This is a genomic window from Pantoea sp. CTOTU50773, assembly GCF_032082325.1.
Lineage (GTDB): Bacteria > Pseudomonadota > Gammaproteobacteria > Enterobacterales > Enterobacteriaceae > Pantoea > Pantoea communis.
In genome coordinates, this window is sequence record NZ_DAMDQC010000046.1 from 21,674 (window position 1) to 28,807 (window position 7,134).

A 7,134-nucleotide genomic window follows, 5' to 3' on the forward strand; every position below is an offset into this window, starting at 1 on the left:
ACTTCTACGCCCGCAGCTGAATTTGCGGCCTGCCCTGCTCTTGCGGCATCACAACGTGCAGTTCCGCCTGATACCAGCGCGTCAGCGTGGTTTCCGTCATCACTTCTTGCGGTGAACCCTGCGCCACCAGCTTGCCCTGATGCAACAGCAGAATGCGATCGGACCACAGCGACGCCAGATTGAGATCGTGCAGCACAGTGCAGACGCTAAAGCGACCGTTGCGCGTCAGCTTATGCAGCAATCGCAAACTGTACTGCTGCCAATACAGGTCGAGTGCGGAAGTCGGCTCATCAAGAAACAGCCAGCCACGCGGACCATCATCATGCCATAACTGCGCCAGCACTCGCGCCAGCTGCACGCGCTGCTGTTCCCCACCGGAGAGCGAACGATAATCGCGCTTCGCCAGTTCCAGGCTGCCAGTGATGTGCATCACCTCTTCAATCACCGCTTTGGATTTGCTGGCAGGCCAGGGCGCACGGCCCATCGCCACCACCTCTTCAGCAGGCAGCGGAAAAGTCACGCTGTTTTGCTGGCGCATCACCGCACGACGTTGCGCCAGCGGTTCACGCGGCCAATCGTTTAACGGGCGATCGCCGAGCCAGCACTCCCCCGCTTCAGGCGCCAGAAACCCAGTTAACAGGCGCAACAGCGTGGACTTGCCTGCGCCGTTGGGGCCGATTAAGGAAATCATCTCACCAGGCTGCAAGGTAATAGAGACATCATCAATCAGCGCACGCGTGCCATGACTAAAGCGCAGGCCGCGAGCCTGCATTGAATCACTCATTCATCCCCCTTTTCTGACGCAGAATCAGCCAGAGAAACCATGGTCCACCGATCAGGCTGGTGATCAATCCCACCGGCATTTCCGCCGGGATCACCACCGTGCGCGCCAGCGTATCCGCCAGCAATAGCAAGATGGCTCCCGCCAGCGCCGAACCCGGCAGCATCCAGCGATGATCGCTACCAACACAGAAACGCATCACGTGCGGCACCACCAGTCCGACAAAACCGATAATCCCGCTCACCGACACCGCCGTGCCCACCAGCAGCGCACTCAGCACCAGTAACTCACGCTGGGTGCGCTTCACATCAATCCCCATGTAATGCGCGTCTTCCTCACCGAGTTGCAGCAGATTAAGACGGCGCGCACGGGTCTGGATGGCAATCAACGCAGGAAGAATCAGTACAGCACACACCGCCAGACTCGGCCATTGTGCCGCGCTCAAACTGCCCATGCCCCACAGTGCCAGCTGGCGTAACTGCTGGTCATTACTGAGCCAGGAGAGCACACCCACCGCCGCACCGCACAAGGCGTTGATGGCGATACCGATCAGCAACAAACGTGACAGATTCCCCAGCGCCAGCCGGCTGAAACTAAAGATCAGCAGCGTGACGACCAGGCTACCGATAAACGCAGCAATCGATGGCAGCCACAGCGCCAGCAAAGGCGGCAAGCTGAGCGGCACCACAATCGAAACCGCTACTGCTAGCCCCGCTCCACTGCTGATCCCAAGCAAACCCGGGTCGGCCAGCGGATTGCGAAACAAACCCTGCATCACCGCGCCCGATACAGCCAATGCCATACCGAGCAGCACCGCCAGCAATACGCGCGGCAGGCGGATGTTCAGCCAGATTTGCCACGCCATATCGCTGAGCGGCGCGTGGAACAGCGTGCGCATCGACAGCGGCATGGCACCAAAATTGGCAGCCATCAGCATGCAAATCACCATGCTGATGCCCATCAATAGCAGCCAGCGCATCACGGCGGTGTTAGTCATGTTTTACCGCTTCGGCGGCCTTACGCAGCTTCACGATGGTCTCCGGCGTATCAAGACCAAAGCCCAACATGGCCATCTCATCGACCACCAGCAAGGCGTGATGCTGGCCTGCAGGTGTTAACGCCAGACCCGGCAGCGACCAGATTTTCTCTTCGCCGCCCAGCGTGCGCAGGCCATCTTCACCCACCACCACCAGATCCGGCGCGGCAGCAACCACACCTTCCTGTGACAGCTGCTGATAATGCGGGATTGCCGCCATGGCGTTGACCAGACCGGCACTGCGGATTGCAGCATCAGCGCCGGTTTGGTTACCTGCCGCCTGAGTGCGCATGCCACCGTGCGACATCACAAACAGCACTTTCACCGGCAGCGGCTGCTGGGGAATCTGCGCACGCTGCTTGTTCACTTTCTCGATCAGCGCCTTCGCTTCGGCATCACGATGGAGCGCTTTGCCGATGGTGGCGATCTTTTCCGGGATGGCGTCGAGGCTGGTTTTGCCGGTGACATCCACCACTTTCACGCCAGCGCTCTCGACCTGCTGCAACACCAGCGACGGTTTCGCCAGCTCGCTGGTCAGCACCAGCGTAGGCTTCATCGCCAGAATGCCCTCGGCATTAAGCTGGCGCATATAACCGATATCCGGCAACTTGTTAGCCTGCGCTGGATGCTGGCTGGTGCTGTCGCGCGCCACCAGATCGGCCTGTGCATCTAAGGCATAGATGATTTGCGTCACGTCACCGCCAATAGAGATCACCCGTTCAGCGGCAAATGCCGGCAGCGCCAGCGCGCCCAGCAGTAATAGGGTCAGACGTTTCATGCTGTCGCTCCCAATGCAGTGACTTGCTCACGCCAGCGCGCCTGCTCTGGCGTGCCTTCGCTACGCTGTCCATACAGCTGCGCGATCTGCGTGCCATCGGCAGCAAAGAGTTCGAGGCTGGTGACAAAGCCATCGCCACTCGGTTTGCGCGTCACCCAGCTCTCGGCAATGTGGTCCGCCATCAGGTGCAGCGTGAAGGTTGGGTTGAAGATGTTGACCCAATTGTCCATCGGCATCAGTTTCTCCACCGCACCGGTGAAGATCTGCGTGCAACCCCGGTTGCCGATAAAGATCATGATTTCGTTGCCATCCTGCTGCGCCTGCTCCAGCAGTTGAGCCAGCGAATCGTTGCTGACCTGACGCGCCAGATCGTCCGGCACCGCGTGAAACGCCTGCTGGCGAGAGATATTATGGCGCTTCAGTAAGCCAAAGAACTGATGCACATCGGTGATGGCGCGCCATTCGGCTTCCACTTTATCGGCATCAATGGCGCGGCTGTGTTCCTGCGCGGTGGCAGGTTGTGGATCGAGTGCCGCAGCGGCTTCGATAGTGAACTCAGCGATCAGCGCATCCCATGCCGCCATCTCGGTATTGTCGGTGGTGTAGATTTTCAGTACCGCATCCGCGTGGCGATCAAAAATCTGAATACTTTGACGTTCGCCGCGCGCTGTCTGCTCACGCAGGAAGAAGGCGCTGTGCCACTGTGCCGGGAACAGACGCTGATCGAGCGCACGTGGGTTAAGGATCAGCCCGGCATGTTCGCCGAGGTGCAGGTTTTCATATTTGCCGACCTGCTCATGCACCGCATATTCGTTGCGGGTAATGCTTTTGGTTTCGCCAACGGCTTCCAGTGCCTTTAGCAACGCCGGGAAATCTGCTTTTAACGCTTGCGCATCCTGGCCGACGCGCGCTTCACACAGCTGCGCTTCGCCAATGCCCATCAGGGCCGCCAGATCGCGGGCATACTTCTTCGGATGCTCGCCCTTCAGCGCCAGGTAGTGATCGTAACGTGGGTTCATTGCTCGTGCTCCATGAAAAGGCCCTGCGCGAACGCAGGGCGAAAAAATGATTAGAAGTCGACGTTCACACCGAGTTGGAAGGTGCGGCCTGGCTGAGTTGCCAGTGCGATATCGTTGCGATCCTGTGCGGTATCGCTGGTCATTTCGCGGCTGCTCAGGTAATCCCAATATTTACGATCTGTCAGGTTATACACGCCACCGCTCAGCTTGACGTTCTTAGCCACCTGCCAATAAGCCGTCAGATCGACCATACCGTAACCCGGCACGCGCTCGTAATCGGTGGTGGAATCGGTCAGTGCAGAACCGGTATTGGTATAGCTCTGGCGGTTGGTCGCCGTGGCTTTTTTGCCCTTCACGAAGGTTGCCGTCACAGCAGCACCGTACTCGTTCTGCGGCGCATCCCAACCCAGGCCCAGCACCGCTTTCATTGGCGGTACACTTTCCAGATCGACGTAACGGTCGCCTAGGTAACTCGATTTAGATTTACCTTCGTTATAGCTAAAGGCGAAGCGTGCGCTCAGGCCCTGCACATCTTGATACCAGGTGCCGAAATTCACCTTCCCACTCAACTCAGCACCATAGATATAGGCTTTATCGCGATTCTCTGACTGATAAGTAGTGTAAATGTTGCCTGGAACGTTGGTGAATTTCTCCGGGCTACCGGCACGGGTGTAACGGTTATAGGCAATGAAGTTTTTGTAAGCGTTGTAGTAAACCGCTGTGTTCATCACCACGCCTTCGGTCGGCTGTCCTTTCAGACCCCATTCGAAGTTGTTGCTGGTTTCGGTTTTCAAATCCGGGTTACCAATCAGCGCATATTGCTGACTACCCGCATAGCTGGAACCTAGGTTCCATGAACCATACAGCTGGCTGGCGTTCGGGAATTGTGCGCCGCGCTTGTATTGCAGATAGGTCATCAGTGTTGGCGTGAGCTCATACTGGAATGCCAGTGATGGCAGAACCTGCGTATCGCTATTGCCTGAGCCATAAAGCGTTTCAACTTCTGATTCGGTTAGAACGGTGCTGCCGCTGGTCAGGCTGCTGAGGTTATCAGGCTTGGTATTTTGGTAAGCCACACGTACGCCCGGCACCACCGCAAAGTTGTGGCCATCCAGGTCGAAGTTGATCTTATCCTGCACAAAGCCGCCCAGCGTGTAGCTGCGGCTGTCTGCTTCAGGCTGCATGATTACACTGAAGGTACCAGGCGTCGGTGACTGGCGGAATGGGCGCTCGGTTTTTTCCAGACGTCCATTTAAACCGGCAGTCAGCTCATGACGACCCAGCGTTTTAGCCAGGTTGGTTTCAAAGCCGTAGCTGTCAGTGTTGTAGTCCGAGTAAACCGTTTCATAGGCTGACGCACTCGAAGGCATATAGGTGTTGTCATGCGCTTCGGTGTGCTGCCAGTAGACACGCGTGCTCAGGCTGTCGATGAAGTCGTTGTAAGGCGTGTACTCGTCCGCCAGGCTCAGGCCGAAGCGACGGGTATCGCTCTGCTGCTGTGCGGTGCCGTATACGGTATTGCCTGAAGTATCCCAGCTGTCGTAATGGGTGTGATTGGTTTTATGGTAGAAATCGGCGGTACCGGTGATTTTGTGCGCGTCATTCGGCTCCCACACCACGCTGCCCAGCAGTGCGTCAGAGTGCCAGTTGGCAGGATAGGCGCCACGGCTCGCATCATTGTTTTGCGTTTCCTGGCCATCGCGACGGCTGTAAACAAAGATACCGCGCAGTTCTTGATCGCCTGCTGCGGCAGTGATGCCGTTGTGCCAGCTGCGGTTTGAGGAATCGAAGTCGCTCTGGTAGCCAAAGTAGGTGGTTTTACCGGGATGTAAGTAGTCGTCTGGCGTCTTGTTGCGGAACGATACCGCACCACCAATCGCGGTGTTGGCCTGAGAGACTGAAGTCGCGCCTTTATCAATATCCACGCGACCAAACATGTATGGGTCGATGTAATCGCGGCCAATACCAAAGGTATCCAAACCGGCGCGGCTGACGTAGCTACGGCCAGTGGCATCCGGCAGAGAAACACCGTCAACGTTGATATCGACGCGGTTGCTTTCCAGACCACGGATGTTGTATCCGGTGTAGCCCGCGCGATCAAAACCACTTTTACCTGCAGAAGAGCCGCCGCTTGCACCAGTTGCCGTCACGCCTGGTTCGTAGCGCATGATGGTACCGAAATCATTGCCGCCATCCCGCTGCATATCGGCGGCGGTAATGGTGCTTTTGCTACCGGCTTGTTTCTCCAGCTTCGGCGCAGTTACCGTCATAACCGGCTCTGCACTGGTGGATTTGTCAGAAGATAAAGCAAGTGTCGTGTTGTCGTTGGCTGCATAGCTGCAAGCGGCGTGAATAGCGGAAGACAAAATCGCAACTTTAAACAGACGTTGCTGGGTCATTCCCTGAAAGAGTGAAGACATGCGCGAAATACCTGGTTAATTGTTAGTATTCGCTCACTGGATTGCCGCCAAAAAAACGCGATATGCGTTAATAAACCGTAAAATGTGTGGACTTATTTTATGTAATAAATAATTTCGTCAGGAATGTAATGCAATTGGTAATCATTATCAATAAACTTTACACTAAGATGTATCTTAGACCGCACATTTTGTTAACTTGTTTATAATCAATAATTAAGAAGAGGCGCCTGATGTCGCAAAAACCGGCTGTGACGATTTACTACTGCACTCAATGCAACTGGCTGCTGCGTTCGGCGTGGATGGCGCAGGAACTGCTGCACACTTTTGCCGAAGATTTGAGCGCGGTGACGCTGAAACCTGGTACTGGCGGCGTATTTGAAATCTCGATTGATGGCACGGTGATTTGGGAGCGTAAACAGGAAGGCGGATTCCCGGATGCGGCCGCGCTGAAACAGCGCGTGCGTGATTTCTGCTGGCCGGATCGCGAGTTAGGGCACGTGGATAAGAAGAAGCCCTAAAGAGGGTTTCAATAAGGGCGCCAGGTTGCGCCCATGACAGAAAATCAAAACGTTAATGCCTGTGAGGGTTAACTGCTGGCGATTTTTTCCGTCGCTTCATTCAAAGCGTTAATCACAATTTCCAGCGCCTCAGGAGAAATATCTTCCTGCGACAAACGATGGTTCAGCGTATGCCGAATATGATGAATCGCCTGCTCGACTTCCGGAATACTGCGATTATTCACCAGAATCGCCAGCGAAGTCAGTCGCTCAATAATATTGGCAATATTCTCGCCGTTCTCGGCTAATAATGCGCGACCACCTTCATTGAGTGCGTAGGCTTTACGCGACGCATGCGCATCCACTACGCGGATTGCATCCATCTCTTCGAGCAAAGTGAGGTTAGGATAGATGATGCCAGGGCTGGGGGAGTATTCCCCTTTGGACAGCTCTTCCACTGACTTGATCAGCTCATAGCCATGCGCAGAACCGTTGGCGAGGCAATGCATCATCAACAGGCGGATATCACTGGAATCCAGCATCATTTTCCGGCGCTTTTTACGCCCACCTGCACAGATTGCAAGTTGTGCATTATTGGACTGC

The 7,134-nt window shown here is 55.8% G+C and carries 7 protein-coding genes; 1 reads left to right on the forward strand and 6 read right to left on the reverse strand.

Annotated elements, in window-relative coordinates; genetic code table 11:
• Positions 1-4 precede the first annotated feature (4 nt).
• The 5 genes from RT340_RS09760 to RT340_RS09780 are packed head-to-tail and all read right to left on the reverse strand — an operon-like array spanning position 5 to position 6,034.
• Positions 5-784 (reverse strand): heme ABC transporter ATP-binding protein, encoded by a 780-nt coding sequence (locus RT340_RS09760; protein ID WP_211728597.1) that lies wholly within the window; start codon positions 782-784, stop codon positions 5-7.
• Positions 777-1,778, reverse strand: a complete 1,002-nt coding sequence (locus RT340_RS09765) for an iron ABC transporter permease (protein ID WP_313375619.1) — start codon at positions 1,776-1,778, stop codon at positions 777-779. The genes RT340_RS09760 and RT340_RS09765 overlap by 8 nt, the downstream gene beginning before the upstream one ends.
• The gene (locus tag RT340_RS09770) at positions 1,771-2,595 is read right to left on the reverse strand and encodes a hemin ABC transporter substrate-binding protein (protein ID WP_283215604.1); all 825 of its coding nucleotides are present in this window, start codon (positions 2,593-2,595) and stop codon (positions 1,771-1,773) included. Before RT340_RS09770 ends, RT340_RS09765 begins: the two co-directional genes overlap by 8 nt.
• A complete protein-coding gene (locus RT340_RS09775; protein WP_313375622.1) occupies positions 2,592-3,614 on the reverse strand; it encodes a ChuX/HutX family heme-like substrate-binding protein in 1,023 nt (340 codons plus the stop codon). Before RT340_RS09775 ends, RT340_RS09770 begins: the two co-directional genes overlap by 4 nt.
• A gap of 50 nt (positions 3,615-3,664) precedes the next feature.
• Entirely contained in the window at positions 3,665-6,034 is a 2,370-nt protein-coding gene (locus RT340_RS09780) for a TonB-dependent hemoglobin/transferrin/lactoferrin family receptor (RefSeq protein WP_313375624.1), read from the reverse strand.
• 230 nt (positions 6,035-6,264) lie between these two features.
• On the opposite strand from RT340_RS09780, the gene RT340_RS09785 reads away from it, so the two are divergent.
• A complete protein-coding gene (locus RT340_RS09785; RefSeq protein ID WP_097118073.1) occupies positions 6,265-6,552 on the forward strand; it encodes a SelT/SelW/SelH family protein in 288 nt (95 codons plus the stop codon).
• 68 nt (positions 6,553-6,620) lie between these two features.
• Here RT340_RS09785 and RT340_RS09790 read toward each other — a convergent pair.
• The coding region (locus RT340_RS09790; RefSeq protein WP_313375627.1) for a PadR family transcriptional regulator at positions 6,621-7,134 on the reverse strand (514 nt) is incomplete at its 5' end.

Coding starts and splice junctions, on each gene's coding strand:
- RT340_RS09785 (WP_097118073.1), top strand. CDS start 6,265: ATGTCGCAAAAACCGGCTGTGACGATTTACTACTGCACTCAATGCAAC.
- RT340_RS09775 (WP_313375622.1), bottom strand. CDS start 3,614: ATGAACCCACGTTACGATCACTACCTGGCGCTGAAGGGCGAGCATCCG.
- RT340_RS09780 (WP_313375624.1), bottom strand. CDS start 6,034: ATGTCTTCACTCTTTCAGGGAATGACCCAGCAACGTCTGTTTAAAGTT.
- RT340_RS09765 (WP_313375619.1), bottom strand. CDS start 1,778: ATGACTAACACCGCCGTGATGCGCTGGCTGCTATTGATGGGCATCAGC.
- RT340_RS09770 (WP_283215604.1), bottom strand. CDS start 2,595: ATGAAACGTCTGACCCTATTACTGCTGGGCGCGCTGGCGCTGCCGGCA.
- RT340_RS09760 (WP_211728597.1), bottom strand. CDS start 784: ATGAGTGATTCAATGCAGGCTCGCGGCCTGCGCTTTAGTCATGGCACG.